Source organism: Acinetobacter lwoffii (assembly GCF_024129685.1).
Lineage (GTDB): Bacteria > Pseudomonadota > Gammaproteobacteria > Pseudomonadales > Moraxellaceae > Acinetobacter > Acinetobacter lwoffii_X.
On record NZ_JAMXXL010000001.1, the window covers coordinates 164,360 to 186,075 of the forward strand.

Sequence of the window (21,716 nt, forward strand, 5' to 3'; positions counted from 1 at the left end):
TTTTTAAAACTGTATCAAACTTATTTTACGCCGTGAACAGCCAGGTAGTTTTTGATCACAGTGTTGAACTCATCTGCTTTTTCAACTTGAGACCAGTGACCGCATTGGCTGAAGATATGTGCATCAGCATTTGGCACGATGTTCAGGATGTCCCAAGTACGAGAAACCGGAATCACCACGTCTTGCGTACCATGAATCAATAGTACAGGCACAGTAATGTCTTTCATTTTTTCGAAGTCTAATGGGAATTCGAAACGGTCACGGTCACGTGCGCCAACCACATCCATTAAACGATTTGATGCATAGTCATTTGCAGCAGAAGCAAAACGTACTTTTACCAGTTCATCAGTAATTAGATCTTTATTTACGACAAACATAGAAAGAGTTTTCTTGATCCCTTCTTCTGTAAGAACTGGGTTTGCGTGAGCTTTAAGTGCAGCTGTCTGTTTCGCACCACCTGTACCCATAGACACGATACCCAAAATACGATCTGGATAATCCAGTGCCATCTGGAATGCTAACCAACCACCCAGAGAGTTACCCACCAACCAGGTTTTTTCGATACCCAAAGCGTCTAGCGTACGGATCGCATGATCTACCCAGGCACGGATACCATATTCAGTACCCGGTGCAACTACAGTCTGGCCATAACCAATGGTATCAATCGCGATACAACGCGCCTGCTCACCAATTTGTGGCAGGTTTAACCACCAGTTTGCCGCAGCCGATACACCTGTACCTGAACCGTGTAAAAATAGAATAGGCGTACCTTCACCAATTTCGTGGTAATGGGTCAACTCGCCTTCAGCGGTTTCAATCCATTTGTCTTCTAAGCCAAAGAATGGATCTGTTTGATAGTCAGGGATTTGAACAGTGCTCATATTGCTTCCTCTTACAGTCTTTCGCTTGCGTGTCCCTCTATTTTCAAGAATTCGACGTCAAGTTGACTCATTAAAATGACTTGTGTACACCCTTATATTAACCGCTCAACCGCAGCAAACTGATACAAAATTACGATTGCACCCTACAAAATAGATATAATTTAAGTGTTTGTTTTATATATTTTTTATAAATTAAACCCTACATAAACTAAGGTTTTAACTGCATTCTTAAACCAAAAAGCAGCCAGAAGACTGACTGCTTTTAAAATATAGGGGTATTAGAATTTATGGGTATAAGTGGTGGCGACACGGTATTCTTGCAGGTCTGGTTTTGCTGGATTGGCAAAATTCACATCAATATACATCGCCTGTACACCCAAACCTTTTAATTTACCTTCTGGCACAGTGTAGTTCACGATGGCATTCACTTCATCCGTATTGAAGTTCTGACCTTGATACGCCCCAGTACCTTTCTGATCATAACCTTTGAAATATACTGCTGTTGCGTTTAGGCCTTTTGCACCCATTTCAGAGAAGTCATAGCCATAAGAAACACTCCATGACTTTTCTTCTGGTGCGGTAAAGGTCGCTACCCCCCAGTTCGCCAGATAAGGCTGTGGCACCCAGCCACCCAATGTCGGGAATGCGCTATCACCAAACATTTGCTGGTAACCTACACCTACGCTATGTGAACCATGATTCACTTTTGCAGCGACAGACACAGCCTGGTTATCGATCTCACCATACAGCTTGTCACCTGACTCCGAGTTATCGAAGTAACGAATGTGGCTATCTAATTTGGTTTTTTCACCAAGCGCAGTTTTATAATTCACACCCAGATAATGCTGTTGGTAAATGTCTTGAACATCGGCATACCAGTAGCTCGCCCCTACTTCTTTAGTAAGCTGGTGGTCTACACCCGCAATCCACATGCCATCAGCTTCAGCACCCGTATCATAGAAACTTGGTGGAGCAAATTTAGTTAAGTCACGGAACTGGTTGTCATAACGGTTGTTAATACCATCAATATACGCCAGAGTTAACTTGGTATCCTTAAGGTCTTTAGACTCTAACCAAGCGCCACTATAAGTCGTTAATAACTGACGGGATGGATCGAATACCAAGACTGGAGATACAGGCAATAACTCGCCGACTTTCAGCTCAGTTTGTGAAACTTTGGCTTTTAAGGTCGCGCCGACTTTACCGAAATGATCTTTTGATTCTTTGCCATCGTGCGGTAAAACCCAGTCCGGATTTTTATCATGGCCGTTGAGTTTGACTGCATGTTGCACCAGTACATCAGCACCAACCTGCACACCACCACCGATATCGTGATAACCGGACTTGGCATCCAGAGTCACCCCTTGTGACCAAGAACCCCAGTTACGTGATGAATAGTCATCTTGATACTGACGGTCTAGATAAAAGTTTTTAAATTTGAGTTGAACATTGCTGTCGTCAATAAAGTCTGCATTCGTTGCAGTTGTCCCTAAAGTTGCTGTCGCAGCAAGCATTGCGATCCATAAATTGTGACGACGCATGATGAGTTCCCCATTCAGCTGATAAAATCCATGCAGCCATCATGCGCAAGTCGGTTTAAATAAAAAATCCGACCACAGTATTAAACTTTTGCTCTTTTAGCTCTTCATATTCCAAGCCCAGATTTAAGCGCTCAATCTCTTAGATTTTAAACCGATTAAAGAAAATAAAAATTTGACCGGATATTTAATTTATTTTTTTGTTTTCTCTATTAATAAGCGCAATTTTTTTTAAAATATTGAGCCACTATTTTTTATTTATCGTTTTTATGTTTAAGGAAAAAATTAAACTAAAATAATCTTCACATAACACTATAACTAAAATATCTGAGATCAGAGTTTTATTATATTATTAAATCTACTTCATAATAAAAAAGCATCCGAATCGGATGCTTTTTTATTGGACTTATTTTAATACCACGGCATTAAAAATTAAGCTTGTAACTCACGCGCTTTAGACATGGTTAATGCCAGGTCTTCAATCATGTCTTCCTGACCACCTACCGTACCACGGCGACCAAGTTCCATCAGGATTTCACGCGCAGATACGCCATATTTCGCTTCAGCGCGTTTAGCAAATAACAGGAATGACGAGTAAACACCCGCATAACCTAAAGTTGCCGCATCACGGTCGGCACGAATCGGGTTGTGCATCATTGGAATCACTAGATCTTCAGCAACGTCTTGCACTTTGAACAAGTCAACGCCAGTGTCCATACCCATACGGTTTGCCACAGCGATAAACAGCTCAAGTGGTGTGTTACCAGCGCCAGCACCAAGACCAGCAGATGCCAAGTCAACACGTACTGCACCTGCTTGAACAGCAGCAACAGTATTCGATACACCCATACCTAAGTTGTGGTGACCGTGGAAACCAAGCTCAATGCTTGGGTCCAAGTGTTGACGTAAGTGACCTACGCGATCAATAACGTCTTGAGGAAGCATATAACCTGCTGAATCTGTCACATAGATACAGTTTGCACCGTAAGACACCATCTTGTTTGCTTCTTCAAGCAATTTTTCAGGTGTTGCCATGTGCGCAAGCATCAAGAAGCCCACAGTGTCCATGTCTAGTTTACGTGCAGCGGTGATGTGCTGTTCAGAACAATCCGCTTCAGTACAATGCGTCGCCACACGAATAGTAGAAACACCAATTTCATGTGCCATTTTCAAATGGTCAACCGTACCGATACCAGGAAGAAGCAATGCAGAAATTTTTGCATTTTTCATACGTGGCACAACAGCAGACAAATATTCTTCATCTGTTGCAGCAGCAAAACCGTAGTTCACTGATGAACCGCCCAGGCCGTCACCGTGCGTTACTTCAATTAAAGGTACGCCTGCATCATCAAGTGCGGTTGAAATTGCAATCATTTGCTCAACAGTCGTTTGATGGCGCTGCGGGTGCATACCATCACGCAAAGTCATATCATGAACAATAATCTTAGACATTTTGGTATTCCTTTAAGCTTCAGCGATGTTGAACACGTGTTCTGCGAACATTTCTGCAGTACGTGCAGCTGCTGCAGTCATAATATCCAGGTTGCCTGCGTATTTCGGCAGGAAGTCACCCAGACCTTCAACTTCCAAGTAAATTGATACACGGTTGCCATCAAATACAGGACCATTTACAAGCTTGTAACCTGGTACGTATTTTTGAACTTCCTTGATCATGGCATGTACAGATTCAGTAATCGCAGCTTGATCCGGCTCACCTTCAACCAAGCAATGTACTGTGTCACGCATCATTAAAGGTGGCTCAGCCAGGTTAATGATAATGATCGCTTTACCCTGTTTCGCACCGCCGACTTTCTCAATGGCACCCGCAGTGGTACGTGTGAATTCGTCGATGTTTTTACGCGTACCAGGACCTACAGATTTGGTCGATACAGTTGCAATGATCTCACCATACTCAACTGGTTGAACGCGAGAAACAGCAGCCACCATCGGAATCGTTGCCTGACCGCCACATGTCACCATGTTCACGTTTGGTACTTCGCCCGCTTGTAGCAATGTTTCAAGGTTGACTGGTGGTACGCAAAATGGACCAATCGCAGCAGGCGTTAAGTCAATCATGAGCACGCCAAGTTCATTCAGCTTGCAGCTGTTTTCAGCATGGACATAGGCAGAAGTTGCGTCGAATGCAATTTTGATGTCATCAGCAATCACATGAGGAAGAAGACCATCAACGCCTTCAGCTGTGGTTTTTAAACCCATTTTCGCAGCACGCGCCAAACCTTCAGAAGTCGGGTCAATCCCCACCATCCATACCGGCTCTAACCATTCGCTACGTTGTAATTTATAAAGCAAATCAGTACCAATATTCCCTGGACCGATCATTGCACATTTAATCTTTTTCATGAATGTACTCTCTTGGAATCTTGATTATTCAGCAGCGAATGCAGCGGTTACTGAACCGAAGCCTTCAATTTCAACCTTGAATTCATCACCTGGTTGCGCCACAACCATTGGACCTAAAGCACCCGTCAAGATGATGTCACCTTTTAACAGCGGACGACCACGGCGTACCATTTCATCAGCCAGCCAAACAGCAGCATTCAATGGGTTTGCCAGACATGCTTTACCCACGCCTTGAGACACGACTTCTTCACCACGCGTCATCACCATCTTGCAGTTCACCAGATCAAGATTCTCTAATTTAACCGGCTGAGAACCCAAGACAAATGCAGCAGAAGATGCGTTATCTGCTACAGTATCAATCAGGCTGATTTTCCAGTTTTCGATACGGCTATCGACCACTTCAATTGCAGGCAATGCATAATCAGTTGCGCTGATAATGTCTGCATAGGTGTGTTTTTCTTTGGTTAAATCCTGGTTAATCACCAATGCGATTTCTGCTTCAACTTTCGGCTGAATCAGAAGGCCAGCTGGAATTGCTTCACCATCGCCATAGGCCATGTCGGCAAATAACATACCGAAATCCGGCTGATCTACACCCAGTTGCGCTTGAACGACTTTAGACGTCAAACCAATTTTACGACCCACCAGACGGCGACCTTCAGACAAAGCACGCTCGGTATTCACTTCCTGAACGGCATAGGCGATATCTACGTCAGTACTTTCACCGCCAAGTTCCGGGCGAATCGGTGCAATCGCAGTTTGTGATAATTCAGCGCTACGAAGTGCTTGTGCAACTGATTCAACAACAGCAGAATTCGACATCAATGTTTCCTTAAACTGCAAAAATTAGGCTTATGCCGGCATCTAAGAGGGACAGAAAATATGAAAATGATCAGGCTGATCATCCGCATGGACTGCCTTTCTCAGAGCGAGCATAGGAATAAACAGTTTTAGGATGGGAAAAATCCGGCATTTGTGCCAATAGTTATTTTATTTTTTGCTATAGCTATTATCTATAAGAATAATTTATAAAAAATTAAATAAAACAAAATCTTATTGTTTAAAACACATCGTTATTTAGCAAAATAACTGCCATAACATGACCGAATAAAATCAGTACAATTACGACTTTAGACTAAAAGATAAGAACCAGCGCTTAAATCTGCAGCATTCCCCAGCCAATTTAAACCGAGGAAATACTTGTTTTTCATTACAACCAAGATAATGGATTAAACTGCTTGTTTCCATTGGACTTTAGCCAACAATGCGCTATGCAAAGCAGCCACATCATCCACGATACAGACTGGATTAAATTGTGCTAAAAGTTCAGGCGCATGTACGCCATAACTTACGCCAACACTTGGCATGGCAATATTTTTCGCCATTTCCAGATCATAAGACGTATCACCGACCATAATCGCATGATCAGCCTGCACACCGGTTTCTGCCAGAATTTCTTCTAACATGAGTGGATGAGGTTTAGAACGGGTTTCGCTGGCTGCGCGCGTACTCACAAACAGCTCTTCACTGTTCGTCTGTTTTAATACACGATCCAGACCTTTACGGCTTTTCCCTGTGGCTACTGCCAGCTTCACGCCTTGCTGCTGTAAATCTGCGAGCATGTACGCTACGCCTTCAAACCAGGAATCTCCTGATGAGTTGGCAACATAATGATCGGAATAAGCCTGCAAAATATCCGTATGTAATTCTGGTACGGTTGGGAATAAACGCTGTGCAACTTCAGGTAAACCCAGTCCAATAATACTTTTCGCATCTGCATCCGTTAACGGCTGCTGAAACTGCTGTGCGGCAAACTGCAAACTCGCCACGATTTGACCGACTGAATCAAATAAAGTGCCATCCCAATCGAAAATGACCAATTTTACAGGTGAGTTCATAAAAGATTTCCTAGATTTTATTCGGTGTTTGACAAAACTTTGAGAGACTAGTGTTCTTCACCTCACCCCAACCCTCTCCTAAAAGGAGAGAGAGAGATCCAATACTGAATAACTGACAGTCAAATTTATATGATGACACTTGATAGAATCAAAACTATTCAAAAAGATCTGAGACAGATTCCCACTTCTAATTAGGAGAGAGAAAACATTTTTTCTTCGTACATAATGCTTCTAAACATTAAAATACTAGCTTCACGTAATCTGAGCAAATGACAGAAGATTTTACGTGATGTCCCCCCTCTCCTTTTTAAAGGAAAGGGCTAATGCCTAAAATCTTCCCTAGCCCCTCTTTACGAAAGAGGGGAATTCCCTCCTTTTTCAAAGGAGGGTGAGGGTGGATTGAATTTATTAAAAGAAAAAAATAATTCCTTACTGAGCAGCTGGTTTATCCGCTTTCTGCGCTCTTAACTGCGCCACCAGACTCTGCATATCTTCTGGCAATGGTGCTTCAATTGCTGGATAGCCCGGAATGTCCAGACGCATTGCATGTAAACACAAACGGCGTGGTTTTGGCCCACGATATTCTGTTTCATGCCCATACTTTTCATCGCCTACTAACGGATGGCCAATACTCAAACCATGAACACGAATCTGATGGGTACGACCAGAAAGCGGAGATGCATACACCAGTGTGGCATGCATAAAACGTTCCTGCACATTCCACTGGGTTTTAGACTCTTTACCTTCTTTCGGGGACACACAGACACGACGTTCACCATTGGCCAGCTCATAACGATGTAAAGGTGCATCAATCAGCTGTTTATCCAGACTGACCTGCCCTTTTACCACAGCCGCATAGGTTTTTTTGATTTTATGTTCACGTAACATATCTTGTAATGTTTTCAACACGCTACGCTTTTTAGAAATCATCACCAAACCGGAAGTATCACGGTCAATCCGGTGAATCAGTTCCAGATACTTTTTACCAGTCGCTGCACGCAAGCCTTCAATCAGGCCATAGGCCACACCGCTACCACCATGCACAGCAATCCCGGAAGGTTTATTCACGACCATCAAACCTTCATCTTCATAAATCACACGGGCCAATAAGCCTTGTGCCACTTTGTCGGAAACAGGTGCAGCAGATTCATCTTTTTGTTCATAGCGAATCGGCGCAACGCGAATCTGGTCACCGATTGCGAGTTTGGTTTCTGCTTTAATGCGTTTTTTATTGACGCGAACCTGGCCTTCACGAATCAGACGATAGATACGGCTTTTTGGCACACCTTTCAGACGACTAAACAGGAAATTATCGATGCGTTGTCCATCTTGATGTTCATCCACTTCAAACCAAGTGACGTTTTGCCATTGTTGCGTAGAATTCATACAGTTACTATGACCCAAAAAATACTAAAATTGATTAAAAACTGATCACTTAGGTTATGCTTTACACAAGAAACATAAGCTTAGCCCATAGGCAGATGATGCAAGGTTTGATATAGTCAGCGCACGGAAACCATCGTTTGTGAGTAAAAGTTGAATCATTTCAGATTTTTCTGAACTTGATTGTTCAATTAAAGACTCACATGATACGGGAAGGTCCCCAAAGAATTATGCCACGCCGAAGGCTTATTATATCGGCAAACAAAGCAAACTGTTGCGTTTAATTGTACCTCAGGTACATAAATCAGTTTGTCTTAAAAAATATGTCGCCAACTTTGTTGGTTTTTAAACGTAAACTGATACACATCAGATTAGTCGCAACCTGAAGACGACTTCAGGCTACAGCGTTGATGCATTGGATCTGCACAGTTTGTAAAGATACGACGACAATTCCGTATCAAGACACTTTCTATAAAGAAGGGATGATCTTCGAGCAATGTGACAGTGAAAGTTACACACATCCAATGCACCGCTCGTCCGCCAGTGAAGCGTTCAGGTGACTTTAATCCGTTTAAAGATTGAAGCCGTATTGCCATCATCAATACGTGAATCAAAAACCGAAGCCCATCTATATTAAATAGAGCTCGGTCATAAAAGACTCAAACCACAATGAAATTCATTGCAGATTTGAGCCATTGATCCGTGATGTGTGATGTTCGCTACGTGTATAGCGATTTTTTGCTGTGTATCACTATAAGGTGTTACACCCATGAAACGTATGTTGATTAATGCAACACATGCCGAAGAAATTCGCGTTGCACTTGTCACTGGTCAGCGTCTTTACGATTTTGATTTAGAAAATCGTACCCGTGAACAAAAAAAATCCAATATCTACAAAGGTCACGTGACTCGCGTTGAACCTTCTTTAGAAGCTGTATTCGTTGAATACGGTGCAGGTCGCCAAGGCTTCCTGTCAATGCGTGAAATCGCGAATTCATATTACAAAGCCGACCCTCGCCAAACTTCAAATATCCGTGAACTGATCACTGAAGGTACCGAGCTTCTGGTTCAGGTGGAAAAAGAAGAGCGTGGCAATAAAGGCGCTGCCCTGTCTACTTTTATCTCACTTGCTGGCCGTTATTTGGTCTTGATGCCAAACAACCCTAAAGGTGGTGGTATCAGCCGTCAGATTTCTGGTTCAGTGCGTGAAGAACTGAAAGAAATGCTGGCAACACTGAACGTGCCACGTGGTATGAGTGTGATTGTGCGTACTGCCGGGATCGGTCGTTCACAAGAAGAATTGCAACTCGACTTACAGCACTTGTTAGACCTTTGGGCACAAATCCAGAGCACTGCAAGTTCAGGTCCATCGCCAATGTTGGTACATCAGGAAGCGGGCGTAGTGACACGTGCCATTCGTGACTACCTGCGTGATGATGTTGCTGAAATCCTGATTGACTCAGAACAAGCCTATAACGAAGCCTATAACTTCGTAAAAGCGGTAATGCCACGTCAGTTAGAAAAACTGAAAACTTATACCTTAAATGAACCTTTATTCGCGCATTTCGCGATTGAAAGTCAAATTCAAACCGCTTATGAACGTGAAGTAAAATTGCCTTCTGGCGGTTCGATCGTGATCGACCAAACTGAAGCTTTAGTGTCAATTGACATTAACTCAGCAAAATCGACTCGCGGTAGCGACGTTGAAGACACCGCGTTGAACACCAACATTGAAGCGGCAGAAGAAATCGCGCGCCAATTACGTTTACGCGATATCGGTGGCCTGGTGGTGATCGACTTTATCGACATGACCAAAGACCGCAACCAGCGTATGGTGGAAGCGAAGCTACGCGAAGCTACGCAAAGTGACCGTGCCCGTATTCAGTTCGGTCAATTGTCACGTTTTGGTTTGATGGAAATGAGCCGTCAACGTCTGCGTCCTTCTCTTGAAGAAGCGACTGGCTACGTTTGCCCACGCTGTCATGGCACCGGTATGGTCCGTGATCTTCGTTCTTTATCACTTTCGATTATGCGTAAAGTGGAAGAAATCGCGCTACGTGAACGTCATGGTGAAGTTCAAGTCGAAGTTCCAGTCGAAATTGCTGCCTTCTTATTGAATGAAAAACGTCACACCTTGGTGTATTTAGAACAGACTTCAAATGTACGTGTGACTGTGTTGCCTCACCCGCATCTGGAAACACCGCATTATGAAATCACTTATAATGCCGAAGGCTTTGCACCAACCAGCTATGAACGTACTGAAGCAACTCGTTCAAGTGAAAAAGAGTTGGGCTATGAGTCATCTGAATGGCATTTAGAAGAAGAACAACATACGCATGCTGCTGCACCAGCGCCTGCTCAACAGCAAAACAACGGCAGAAACAATAAACGCCGTAACCAGCAAAACCAAAATGCACAGCAAGTACCTGTTGCGCAACAAGCCCAAGCACAAGTTGCTGCTCCTGCATCTAGCCCATGCGCATGGTTAGAAAACCTGTTTGTTCAAAAACAGGCTGCGACTGTTGATCAATCGCGTACTGCCAACAATGCAGCTGCAGCAATTGAACAAATGATCAATGGCGGTGCGGTGAGCCGTGGTCAGTTCGGTCAATTGTCTGCACCAGTGGCACAACCTGCTCCACAGCAAGTGTCTCAACCTGCTGCTCCGGCAAGCAGCAATGCTTACCTGGCACCATCGACTGTAGCGCAAAAACAGGAACGTGATGCTGAAAAACCGGCAGAGCGTGATGAAAGAGCACCACGTCATAACAACAAAAAACCACGCAATCCGAAGCACAAAGAACCGCGTGAGCAGGTTCAGTCTGAAGCTTCCGCTCCTCAGCAACATCAGGTGCATGAAGAAGTGGTTCAGGTATCTCGTCAAGAACAACGTCATGAAGCACGTGAAAACAAGCGTAATTCTCGCCGTCAGCATCATAACGAGCCATCTCAGCAAAATGATGTTCAAAACAATGAACAACAGCCACAACAGGCAATGCCACGTCGTGACCGCCGTAACCAGCCACGTCAGGAACGTCCAAATCGCCACCGCGATCCAAGCGTACTGAATGAGCAAGCTCAACAAGTAGCACCTGCAGTCGTTGAAGCGCCAGCAGTCAATGACAAGCAGCTTCGTGTTGAGTTGGTCGATGCACCACGTCAAGACGTGATGCCAACAGCCATGGTCGTGAATATTGACCAGGCGAAAAGCGAAATCGTGGCATTGAATGACAATGCTGCAGTTGTAACGCCAACGGTTGAAGTGACTGCACCGGCAGATGCGCCAGTTGAAGAAGCCGCTGCTGAAAATGTAGTGGAAGCTGCACTGACAGCCCCTGTTGAAGAAATTGTGCCAGCTGAAGAATCAAGTGCTGAAAAACCACGTGCCAGCAACGATCCGCGTCAGCGTCGTCGTCAGCAGCGTGAAGGACAGCCTCAACAGGCTACAGTTCAGAAATTGACTCCGTCACAAGTACCAACTTTGGGTCAGTTCACTATTGGTAGCCTGATTCGCCATGTTTATGGTGAAGACTGCTCCGTACTGATTGAACAGTTTGGTTTATTGCCAACCTTCAACCGTGCTCTAGAGAAGTTCACAAAAGAGTACAACGCGAGTCTGGTGGCTGCAGCAACGCCTGCCACAGAGAAAAAACCGGTCACCCGTGATGTTCAAGTGACCGTAGCCAAGGTTGAAGCAGAGCCTGCTCCAGTTCTGGACCTGACTCCACCAAAACCGGTGTCGGACAAACGTGTCGCAAACGATCCACGTGAGCGTCGCCGTCTGGCTAAGCAGGCTGCAGAACAGGCCCTACAACAAGCCAAGCAACAGGCCAAAGTAGAAACAGCTCCGGCAATTGAAACTGCGCCAGAAGCACCTGTAGCAGCAGAAGCGCAAGCAGAGTCTGCTGAAGCAGCAGCAACTGAAACTCCAGTAGCCACTGAAATCGCTATTGAAGAAACCGTAAATGCTCAGCCAGCTGAACAAGCGACTGAAACGACGGCACCAGTAGATGCAGCTCCTGCAGAAGAGACTCCAGTCACTGAAGCTCAACCTGAAGATGCTGCGCCAGTTGAAGCAAATGCTGAATCAGAAGCTCCTGTTACAGAAGCCCAGGATCAGGCCGAAGTAACAACAGAGGACACTGAAGCCAGCGAAGCTGAAAAAGCGGAGAAGCAAGCTGCTCGTCCACGTCGTCCACGTGGTCGTCCACCGAAAAAAGCCAATACTGCAACTGAATCATAATTTGCTCAATTGCAGTCATCTAAAAAAACCTAGTCATTTCGATGACTAGGTTTTTTTTGCTAGATTTAGTCAGAATAGGTTGATTGCACTAGTGTTTTAACGCTAAAAGATGGATAGCTCGTCTACTGTATATAAATTGAACGTATCGGATACGAAAAATAAATAGGATTCTCATGACCCAAATGAAACCACACGATCTGATTGGGATTGCAGATGTCGCTGCCAAAATCCCGGCTTTCTTGACCAAAGTGCCCAATTTGCTCACTGGTCTAAGACAGGCATATTTACGTACTCCGAACACACCGGCCGGCTTGGGTCTGGCTTTTGAAAAAGCAACCAAGCGAAACCCGGAAGGCATTGCCTTGCGTTTTGAAGAGCAAAGCTATAGCTATACTGCTCTCAATGCCTGGGCCAACCAGATTGCCCATTTCTATCTATCCTTGGGCGCCAAGAAAGGTGATGTAGTTGCCGTGATGGTCGAGAACCGCCCTGAGCTGATTGCTAGCGTGATTGGTCTGGCTAAACTGGGTGTGACCACCGCCTTGGTGAATACCTCTCAAGTCGGCAAGGTGCTGACGCACAGTATCAATCTGGTCAAACCGATTGCCCTGATTGTGGGTGAAGAGTGTCGTCATGCAGTCAACGAGATTCGTAATGACCTGAATATTAGCAGTGACCGCCTGCACTGGTTTGCAGATCAAAACACTCAAGCCGATCCGGGTCAGGCGCCTGAAGGCTTTATCAACCTGGCTGAAAAAACCGATCTTGCTCCCAAATTCAATCCATCAACTACTCATTCGGTACAGGGCAAAGACGGGCTGTTCTATATTTACACCTCGGGCACCACGGGTCTACCTAAAGCGGTGATCTTTACCAATGGTCGCTGGACGCTGGCTTATGGCACCTATGGGCATGTGCTGAATCTCAATAAAGATGATGTGATGTACTGTACCCTGCCGCTTTATCATGCCACAGGCATGGTGGTGTGCTGGTGCGGTGTCATTGCAGGGAGCAGCACCCTGGCGATTCGGCGTAAATTTTCGACCTCTTCTTTCTGGAAGGATGTGCAAAAATTTGATGCCTCTGCGATTGGTTATGTCGGTGAGTTGTGCCGCTATCTGATGGATGCTCCCCCATCTGAACTGGAAAAAGGTCACCGCGTGACTAAGATGATTGGGAATGGCATGCGCCCAAATATCTGGGATAAATTTAAATCCCGTTTTGGCATTCAGGAAGTGCTGGAACTGTATGCCTCTAGTGAAGGCAATGTCGGTTTTAGCAATATTTTCAATTTTGACAATACCGTCGGTTTCTCACCCACACCGTATGCGATTATTGCCTTTGATAAAGATAAAAATGAGCCGGTGCGGGATACTAAAGGCCGTTGCAAACGAGTGAAAAAAGGCGAAACCGGTTTACTGATTGGTAAAATCACCCGCCGTTCACCTTTTGATGGTTATACCGACCCGGAAAAAAACAAGTCAGTCATTATGCACGACGTATTTACCACAGGTGATGCTTATTTCAATACCGGAGATCTGGTGCGTAATATCGGCTTCCGTCATGCGCAGTTTGTCGATCGTTTAGGCGATACTTTCCGCTGGAAAGGTGAAAATGTTTCCACCACTGAAGTGGAAAATATGCTGACTGAGTATGACAAAATCGTTGAAGCAGTGGTCTATGGCGTGGAAATTCCCAATACCAATGGTCGTGCCGGTATGGCCGCGATTACCCTGCAACCCGATGTAAAATTGGATGATGCAGATTTAGCAGCCATGGCCGCTTGCTTTAAAAAATGCTTGCCGGCTTATGCGACACCGGTATTTTTACGTATACAACAGCAGGTTGAAACTACAGGTACCTTTAAATACCAGAAAAATAAATTGAAAGAGCAAGCATTTGATCCGAGTAAAACCGATGAACGCTTGCTGGTATTATTGCCAAGTGCAACGGCATATTCTGAGCTCACCGCAGAGATTTTTGCCAATATACAGGCCTATCAATATCGCTTCTAAGTACTGAAGTTGCCTATTTTTTGTTTAGATAAAGCATAATTGTTGTATTTATAATCAAACATGGGCAACTTTGTTATTTTTTGCTTGCGCTGAAATGAGATCTTGCTACAATACGCTCCATCAAACAAAGTGGTGCTTTAAGCTATTTAGCTTGACTTGCACTGCACATTCAAACCTGGTTTGAATGATGGTTCAGGGTCGTTAGCTCAGCTGGTAGAGCAGCGGACTTTTAATCCGTTGGTCCCGCGTTCGAATCGCGGACGACCCACCACTTATTTGATATTCCTTGATGGGTCGTTAGCTCAGCTGGTAGAGCAGCGGACTTTTAATCCGTTGGTCCCGCGTTCGAATCGCGGACGACCCACCATCTTCCGAAAGGATCACGTAAAAGTACACCACACTCTTGCGTCATAAAAATGGTCATCATTTTTATTCCTCAGGGTCGTTAGCTCAGCTGGTAGAGCAGCGGACTTTTAATCCGTTGGTCCCGCGTTCGAATCGCGGACGACCCACCATTCTTTCCTTAGAATGTTTCTCTAATTCCCCTCATGATATTTTAATTAAATTGCGATGTTTTGGTCGTGTATTTCTGCGCCTAGATTTTATGCTCACGCGTTCCCACCACTCGCCTTTATTGTCTAATCTAAATCATATTTGAATTAAGCTTTCGACCAGATCAGCCGATTTTTATCGGGCATTATTTTTGAATATGAAAGGATGTGTCTTTGACCAGTTCATAGGCTTTTGAAGGTGCCGGATAACCGCGATCAAATAATTCCCGGTTGGTTCTTTCCTTTTCACTATAGATTTTTTCCAGATTCATGACTAAGTGATTTGAATCTTTAATCTTATAGTAAAAGCTCGCCCCTTCTTTGCGATTCACCACCACATCGGTACGTTCCGGATTGATAAACCAGCGGTCTTTACGGTAGGTGATATTGTGAGCCGTGCTGTTTTTGGTATTATCAATAAATACTTTGCCATACTGTAAAATACTGCGATGCACCGTACCGTCCGGCATTAGAGTCAAAATAAATTCTGCCTTACCTTCAGTACAAGGCGCAAAGCGGCCATCACAGTCGATTTCAGTATGATAGCGACCTATAAACACCTTGGCATCCTCTGGTACAGTTGCCGGGTTTAAATCTGCTTCTACCGGAACAGTCGCCTGCCCTGCGACCTGAGTTAAGGATTTGGCGCTGACAGTCACCACATCGGCCTTCGTATTGGCAGCGGAAATTTTAACGCCCTCTTCTGAGGTCGCCTGACCTTCCTGTTCAGGTTTGACTTGCTGCTGATCACAAGCCTGCAAAATCACCATACTCCCCAACACCAGGCTACATTTAAAAAAACTGCTTAATGTACAACGTGATACATCCAATTTCATTTTTAACAAACCTAAATAGGAAACATGGCGAGCAAAAAGCACCCAGCAAAGCTGATGAACTTTACACAAGAGTTCAATAGAATTTTCACTATGTTAGTAGCTCTTAGATCTGGTTTTAATCTTTATTAACATTACTTAACGATTTTATTTGTAATCAGCACTTTAAAAAGTTTAAGTAAACTCCATTTCTTTAAGTATGGATCCATTTTAGGATTCAAACTTATTTTTAATCAGGAGATTTTAATGGCCAATGTTGGTTTATATCGCTCTAACCGCTCAAACATGATTGCAGGTGTAATGGGTGGTATTGCTGAACGTTTTGGTTGGAACGCAAATTTATTACGTCTGATTTTTGTGGTGATTTCAATCATGAGTGCCGCATTCCCGGGTATTTTGGTCTATCTGGTGTTGTGGTTAATCATGCCGAAAAAACAGTACAGAATTGATCATGACAGCGTTCATCAACCTCAGGGCTATCAAAATCCTGTGCGTACAGTGAATCAGGATAAACGCTATTAAGCTGTACAGTCATTTTTAACAAGCGTTCTTAACCAGTTTCATCGCAGAGCTTCCTCTTTCACCCCGGTTAAATGGGATGAAATTTTGATGCCACGGTAATTTCCCCAAGTTATCGTGGCTTTTTTTTGCCTATATTTTTTGTTATTTCTTTGCTGTATTACAGCTTTTCACTTTCTTTCTCAGTTGAATTCACGATAAGTTCAAGATTCCAATTTTTGAAATGGATTTCACATGACTCAGGCAGAATGGATGATGCTGTGGCTCTGTGCCGTCGCAGCCCTGCTGCATGGTTTAAGCGGCTTTGGCTTTCCTATGATGAGTACGGCTGTTCTGTCCAGCGCATATCCGCTTAGCATCGCGGTTACCCTTGTCATTCTGCCCTGTCTGCTGCTGAATCTGATCATGCTGAATGCTGACCCTGCGCATAGCCTGTTGAATAGTATTGGCTATTATATAAAACGTTATTGGCCATTAATGCTTAGTAGCCTAGTCGGCAGTGTACTCGGGGTCAAGCTATTACTTTGGCTAAATGAGGCTTATTTAAAACTGTTATTGGGTCTGGTAATTATATTTTATGTCTTGGACCAGTTACGGGCACGCCCCTTACAAGTTAGTCCGCATATTTCCAGCATGCTCTGTTTTGGTTTACTGGCCGGCATTATTGGAGGTGCAACCAATGCCATGGCACCTTTTCTGATGATGTATCTGATGAGTTGCCAACTCTCTAAAACAGATATTGTCATTATCAGTAATCTCAATTTCATTGCCGGTAAACTGATCCAGCTGGTTTTACTGTTTCCAATTCTGATCACACTGGAAACCCATCAACAGCATATTCTGATCGGGATCAGCTTATTCGCCCTTGCTGGTGTCTGGATTGGAGGCAAAATACGCCATCGTTTATCTCAGCAACACTTCAAATGGATTGTCTTGGCTTTACTTTTCGGCTTGGGCCTGTATGCCTTCTGGCAAAGTACTGGATTATTGCAACAATCTGGTTATAGTATCTTTAAATAGGATATTTTTTAAGCAAAACAAAATTACAAATTTAAAGCTAATATAAAAAATGATGTAAATAAAAATCTTGCAAGGAGAGCATATGACTCAGACCAACCTAGCTACCCCGACCAATGCCATGCCCAAAGGGCTGCTTAAAGGCTGGATTCTTATTTTTGTCGCAGCCATTGTAGCCTATGGCTTATATCTTTACCTGCCCTATGACCAGAATGCCAATAAAGGACTGGCACTTTTAGCCTTTATCGGTATTTTATGGCTGACTGAAGCCATTCATATCACGATTACAGCTTTACTCGTCCCTGTGATGGCAGTATTACTGGCCATGCCAATGGCCTCTGGTGAAGAACTGGTTCCGATTACCACGCAAGCCGCTTTGGCCACTTTTGCCGATCCTGTCATTTTCCTGTTTTTTGGTGGTTTTGCGCTGGCAACGGCGTTGCATATCCAGAAACTGGACCGGAAAATTGCCATGTGGATCATCTCCATGTCCAGAGGGCATCTGGGCATTTCTGTACTGGCGATTTTTGTGGTGACGGCGCTGCTGTCCATGTGGATTTCCAATACGGCGACTGCTGCCATGATGCTGCCTTTGGCCTTAGGCTTGCTTTCACATATGGATGTCAGCAAGGATCGTAAAACTTTTGTCTTTATCCTGCTCGGCATTGCCTATTCGGCCAGTATTGGCGGACTGGGCACCATGGTCGGTTCCCCTCCGAATGCCATTGCCGCCAAGGCCCTCGGCTATGATTTTGCCGACTGGATGAAAATCGGCTTGCCGATGATGTTCATTATTCTTCCTGCCATGCTGGTCAGTTTATATCTGGTACTACGTCCAAAACTGAATCATAAAATACAATTTGCGACCGAAGATATTCCTTGGACCAGAACCCGTATAGCCACCATGATCCTCTTTCTTTGTACTGCAATTGCCTGGATTTTCAGTAAAAAATTCACTGAAATTTTTGGTATTTCCCAGCCGGATACCTGGATTGCAATTTCGGCTGCCTGTATGGTTGTGATTCTGGGTACCGCAAGCTGGAAACAGATTGCAGAAAATACTGATTGGGGGGTGTTATATCTATTTGGTGGTGGTCTGACCTTGAGTGCTATTCTAAAGGATTCAGGCAGTTCGCTGGTACTGGGTCAAACTCTGGCCAATGCCTTTGGTGATACCTCCCCGCTGATGATTATTTTTGTAGTCGCTACTTTTATTATCTTCCTGACTGAATTTACCAGTAATACCGCTTCGGCTGCCCTGCTAGTACCAGTATTTGCCGCAATTGCGGATCAGATGGGAATGCCCAAAGAAATTCTGGTGATCGTCATTGGTATTGGTGCTTCATGTGCCTTTATGCTGCCGGTAGCCACCCCACCAAATGCGATTGTTTTTGGAACCGGTCATATCCAGCAAAGCGAAATGATGAAAGTTGGTTTTGTGCTGAATATCATGTGTATCTTTATTATTTCACTGTTTATTTACTGGTTCTTTATTTAATCATTACAGCTCTTAAACATCACACCCTCTACAAAGCACACTCCGGTGTGCTTTGTCGTATCAATCGCCTATATGTTGAATCTTTCTCTCATCGAAAAATAATATGCTTTTAACAATGATAAAGATAAAGTCTTTATATTAAAAACATCAAAAAGTAGCAGATAGATAGTGGACAGGATATTTCACTTAATCTCTCAACCGATCCAGAATTCCCCTTGGAAAATGAAATTTAACCTCGCGCTTGCACCTCTGATCATAGCTGTAATTTTATTCCCTTATGCGCTATTTCATGAAGCCAGCTCTGGGATTTTCTCCATTTTCAAGAGCCTGTTTTCAGCGCTTTTCCTCAGTTTTTTCGTCTGCGTGACATATTGGATGATGGTCTTTCCTTTTCTATTAGTGACTCACCTGCTGCTACGCCATTATCAGCTGTTTAATATCATCACGATTTTAATGAGCTGCGTACTGGGAACCCTGATTCTGGCTTATATCTCGCATCCTCCAAGTGAAAATTTTAGTTCCCATTTTTTGTTTCTGCTGTGTTTTTCCCTGCCGATGGCACTATTTTATAGTTTTCTCAGCCGGCAAGCTGACCAGAGTTGATCACACATGCTCTGTTAAATTCCGTTTTAATTCGGTTTTAAACTTTCATTTTAAAATGATTCAGCTCCTGATTCAGTGCGGCAATCATATCTGCCCGACTGATAATTCCCACCAATTGCTGCTCGCTCACCACCGGAATATAGTTGAACGAACGCTCGACAAAATACGGCACCAGATCCTGAATGGGTTGTAAAGGCTGCACCGTAATTACCTTACGGGTCATGATATGTTTGACCTGATGCTCCCAGCTGCTACGGACATCAGCCGCGCGCTTGAACCATTCCACCACCTGATACATTGCCAGTGTACCGACCAGTTGTTCATCGGCATTAACGACGGGCAGGCTCATCAGGTTCATTTGCTTGAACTTGTCCAATGCGTGCTGGATATCATCATTTTCATGCAGGGTTGCTACATCCTTCGTCATAATATCCTGGCAGCTAAATTCATGCACCGCACGCGCATTGGCGCGGTTTTGTGCCTCCAGAATAATTTTTTGCAGGTCATATTCACTGATATCCAGCAGCTCGGTGCGCTGATCCAGCACTTCCTGAATATCCTGTGGTTGAATCGTGACTTTCTGGGTCGGCGTCGGATCCTTGGAACGAGTATTTAGTTGAGCTTGCTGCGGATAATCCTTGCCAATCATCCGGTTAAAGACAATGGCAATTACCATCAGTAAAATTGAATTGAGTAGTACCGGATAAAATACAAAGGCATAACCGAGTTCATGCACCGGCTGGTCGCCCAGCACTGCGGTAATGGCCACGGCGCCACTCGGTGGATGCAGGGAATCTGTGGTCATCATCAGAACGATCGCCAAGGCCACAGCTACACTAAAGGCTTCGGTCGGATTAACTATGAATATAGCGCAACTCACGCCAATCACCGCAGCAATCGTATTCCCGACCAGAATATTCCAGGGCTGTGCTAGAGGACTGGCCGGCACAGCAAACAGCAATACCGAAGATGCACCCATCGGGGCAATATACCAGGCTTCAAAATCCCCCAGAATCCATAAACTCAACAAGGACGAGACGACCAAACCCAATAGTGCTCCAGCTCCGCAGAGCAGACGGTCTTTAAGTGGCAGGACTTTGAAATTCGGTTTTAAGGTATTGAGCCAGTCGAGATGGGAGTGAAACACAGTGCGCCTGATCTTATTGTTCATAGATTTTGGGCATTATAGAGCCAAGCCAGATGAAAGGCATCTGTGTTTTACATCTTTTCACCATTCGCGAATACATGCTTTTTAAAACAACCTAATGGCTCATTTCAGGTTGAATCAAAGGCTGGATTTTTAACAGTTCGACCTGACCATAATAAGTTGAAAATGCCACATCTCCGGCATCGACTCCAGTGCCGATCCGAATAAGATTTTCGACCGGAGCCAAACGGGTCGGATCAAACTGCACCCAGCCACCGTCCAAATACGCTTCAAAAATGGCATGAAAATCGGGTAGAAACTTTTCAATTTCCACATAACCGACCACCATGCGTGCCGGAATTCCCAAGGCACGGCACAGGGCAATACCTAAATGGGCAAAGTCACGGCATACCCCTGCGCGATGCACCAGTACATCTGTAGCAGTGGTAAATTGGTCGGAACTGCCAGACACATAAAAAATATTGTTATAAATCCACTGTTCAATCGCCTTGACACGCGTATAGCCTGGTGTCATCCAGCCAAATGAGCGTTTCGCCATTTCCAGCAATAAATCCGAATTGCAATAACGGCTGGCCAGCAAATAAGGCAATACTTCATCGGGCAGCTCAGGAATAGTCACTTCTTTCAGACCTTGCTGCAGCTCAAGAGAGAGGCCCGGTTGACGAACCACTGTCGCCGTATAATTCAGCTCAAAAGCCTCACAGGGTTCGACCTGTAGCCGAACATGACGATTTTGATGCTGCGCATCCTGAAATTCATGCCATGTTACGGGCAGATTAAAGCTGAGTTTTTCTTCAAGAATCTTCTGATCGGAATGATGTGCCGCCTGAAGCATAAAAATAAATTCTGTCGGTTGTACGACCTTGTATTTTAAATGGCATTGAATTTGGTAAGTGGTCATGAAGTTCCTTATTTTTAAGCATTATTATATTGCGTGAATATTAAACTAATTTAAGAACGACAATCGTATAAGATCCGTTGAACTTTATGACTCTCCAGTGAACAGGATGCCATATATCTGATTTATTCCTGATTTTCAGATCAGCCTGTATCAACCAGCAAAGCCAAAATCGCAGTAAGCCTCTAAATGACGCGTATCCTTTAAGCCTGTTTTATTTTTTTCAGAAAAGTATCCCTACATTAACCCTTTGCCACTCCCCTGCAAAGTCCTTATAATTGAGCACAATTTTTCTCTAATTTTAAGTGGA

General features: G+C 44.3%; 15 protein-coding genes and 3 tRNA genes. 8 read left to right on the forward strand and 10 right to left on the reverse strand.

Features of this window, described 5'->3' with window-relative positions; all coding sequences use genetic code 11:
- Positions 1–20: 20 nt before the first annotated feature.
- The 7 genes from NI464_RS00780 to NI464_RS00810 all read right to left on the reverse strand — a co-directional run bounded on the left by NI464_RS00780 (position 21) and on the right by NI464_RS00810 (position 8,064).
- The gene (locus NI464_RS00780) at positions 21–881 is read right to left on the reverse strand and encodes an alpha/beta fold hydrolase (RefSeq protein ID WP_004278523.1); all 861 of its coding nucleotides are present in this window, start codon (positions 879–881) and stop codon (positions 21–23) included.
- 278 nt (positions 882–1,159) lie between these two features.
- Positions 1,160–2,422, reverse strand: coding sequence for an OprD family outer membrane porin (locus NI464_RS00785; protein WP_253137606.1), 1,263 nt, complete (start codon positions 2,420–2,422; stop codon positions 1,160–1,162).
- A gap of 429 nt (positions 2,423–2,851) precedes the next feature.
- Positions 2,852–3,871, reverse strand: coding sequence for a 4-hydroxy-2-oxovalerate aldolase (dmpG, locus tag NI464_RS00790; RefSeq protein WP_005107995.1), 1,020 nt, complete (start codon positions 3,869–3,871; stop codon positions 2,852–2,854).
- A 12-nt stretch (positions 3,872–3,883) separates the two neighbouring features.
- Positions 3,884–4,780, reverse strand: a complete 897-nt coding sequence (locus NI464_RS00795; RefSeq protein WP_253137607.1) for an acetaldehyde dehydrogenase (acetylating) — start codon at positions 4,778–4,780, stop codon at positions 3,884–3,886.
- 24 nt (positions 4,781–4,804) lie between these two features.
- Positions 4,805–5,602, reverse strand: coding sequence for a 2-keto-4-pentenoate hydratase (locus NI464_RS00800; protein ID WP_253137608.1), 798 nt, complete (start codon positions 5,600–5,602; stop codon positions 4,805–4,807).
- Positions 5,603–6,009: 407 nt separating this feature from the next.
- Positions 6,010–6,678, reverse strand: coding sequence for an HAD-IA family hydrolase (locus tag NI464_RS00805; RefSeq protein WP_253137609.1), 669 nt, complete (start codon positions 6,676–6,678; stop codon positions 6,010–6,012).
- A gap of 429 nt (positions 6,679–7,107) precedes the next feature.
- Entirely contained in the window at positions 7,108–8,064 is a 957-nt protein-coding gene (locus tag NI464_RS00810; RefSeq protein WP_004278531.1) for an RluA family pseudouridine synthase, read from the reverse strand.
- Between the two features lie 766 nt (positions 8,065–8,830).
- Here NI464_RS00810 and NI464_RS00815 point away from each other — a divergent pair.
- From NI464_RS00815 to NI464_RS00835, 5 genes are all read left to right on the forward strand, one after another.
- The gene (locus NI464_RS00815; RefSeq protein ID WP_253137610.1) at positions 8,831–12,304 is read left to right on the forward strand and encodes an Rne/Rng family ribonuclease; all 3,474 of its coding nucleotides are present in this window, start codon (positions 8,831–8,833) and stop codon (positions 12,302–12,304) included.
- A gap of 173 nt (positions 12,305–12,477) precedes the next feature.
- Complete coding sequence (locus tag NI464_RS00820) at positions 12,478–14,319, forward strand: long-chain-acyl-CoA synthetase (protein WP_253137611.1); 1,842 nt, start codon at positions 12,478–12,480, stop codon at positions 14,317–14,319.
- A 195-nt stretch (positions 14,320–14,514) separates the two neighbouring features.
- Positions 14,515–14,590, forward strand: a tRNA-Lys gene (locus NI464_RS00825).
- A 20-nt stretch (positions 14,591–14,610) separates the two neighbouring features.
- A tRNA-Lys gene (locus NI464_RS00830) sits at positions 14,611–14,686 on the forward strand.
- A gap of 72 nt (positions 14,687–14,758) precedes the next feature.
- Positions 14,759–14,834, forward strand: a tRNA-Lys gene (locus NI464_RS00835).
- Between the two features lie 182 nt (positions 14,835–15,016).
- Here the strand turns inward: NI464_RS00835 and NI464_RS00840 are convergent.
- The gene (locus tag NI464_RS00840) at positions 15,017–15,706 is read right to left on the reverse strand and encodes a hypothetical protein (protein ID WP_253137612.1); all 690 of its coding nucleotides are present in this window, start codon (positions 15,704–15,706) and stop codon (positions 15,017–15,019) included.
- Between the two features lie 243 nt (positions 15,707–15,949).
- On the opposite strand from NI464_RS00840, the gene NI464_RS00845 reads away from it, so the two are divergent.
- The 3 genes from NI464_RS00845 (at position 15,950) to NI464_RS00855 (ending at position 18,737) form a co-directional block, all read left to right on the forward strand.
- Positions 15,950–16,225 (forward strand): PspC domain-containing protein, encoded by a 276-nt coding sequence (locus tag NI464_RS00845; protein WP_004278536.1) that lies wholly within the window; start codon positions 15,950–15,952, stop codon positions 16,223–16,225.
- A 231-nt stretch (positions 16,226–16,456) separates the two neighbouring features.
- Positions 16,457–17,242 (forward strand): sulfite exporter TauE/SafE family protein, encoded by a 786-nt coding sequence (locus NI464_RS00850; protein WP_005261680.1) that lies wholly within the window; start codon positions 16,457–16,459, stop codon positions 17,240–17,242.
- Between the two features lie 82 nt (positions 17,243–17,324).
- Complete coding sequence (locus NI464_RS00855; RefSeq protein WP_253137613.1) at positions 17,325–18,737, forward strand: SLC13 family permease; 1,413 nt, start codon at positions 17,325–17,327, stop codon at positions 18,735–18,737.
- Between the two features lie 640 nt (positions 18,738–19,377).
- Here the strand turns inward: NI464_RS00855 and NI464_RS00860 are convergent.
- Both NI464_RS00860 and NI464_RS00865 read right to left on the reverse strand, forming a co-directional pair.
- Positions 19,378–20,487, reverse strand: coding sequence for an HPP family protein (locus tag NI464_RS00860; protein WP_253137614.1), 1,110 nt, complete (start codon positions 20,485–20,487; stop codon positions 19,378–19,380).
- Positions 20,488–20,602: 115 nt separating this feature from the next.
- A complete protein-coding gene (locus NI464_RS00865) occupies positions 20,603–21,409 on the reverse strand; it encodes a transglutaminase-like domain-containing protein (RefSeq protein ID WP_071850460.1) in 807 nt (268 codons plus the stop codon).
- Positions 21,410–21,716: the final 307 nt, after the last annotated feature.